The organism is Bacteroides sp. AM23-12 (assembly GCF_003434395.1).
GTDB lineage: Bacteria > Bacteroidota > Bacteroidia > Bacteroidales > Bacteroidaceae > Bacteroides > Bacteroides thetaiotaomicron.
Genome location: NZ_QTLF01000117.1, coordinates 238 through 586 on the forward strand (window position 1 = coordinate 238; position 349 = coordinate 586).

Sequence of the window (349 nt, forward strand, 5' to 3'; positions counted from 1 at the left end):
CGGATGGGGATGCGCCTTGCGTTTCCTCGCCGCGTGGGTTGATGTCATTCTTTCATGTTCATTTCTTTTATTGTTGTCATACATAGTTGCGAATGTCGAACTCCTCGATGTTGTCCGGCACGACGAACTCCTTTTCAGATTTCTTCAGCCGAATCTCGATAAGCCCCTTGATGCGGATGCCTATCTCCGAAGAGCCTTCCATCATTTTCTCGTACAACTCCGTGCCCTCCATGTCGGTGAACACCTTAGCCGCCTTTTCACGTTCCGCCTGTGTCGCGTCCGGGTTTTTGGCGGTCTTGCAGGCGTCGTCAATCTCGTCAAAGCTGCTGCCCGAAGCCCGTGGCGTGTC

At 53.3% G+C, this 349-nt stretch carries 1 pseudogene; it reads right to left on the reverse strand.

Annotation, left to right across the window (positions count from 1 at the left end):
* Positions 1–76: 76 nt before the first annotated feature.
* Positions 77–349, reverse strand: a pseudogene (locus DW640_RS23440) (conjugal transfer protein TraD); the annotation flags it as partial.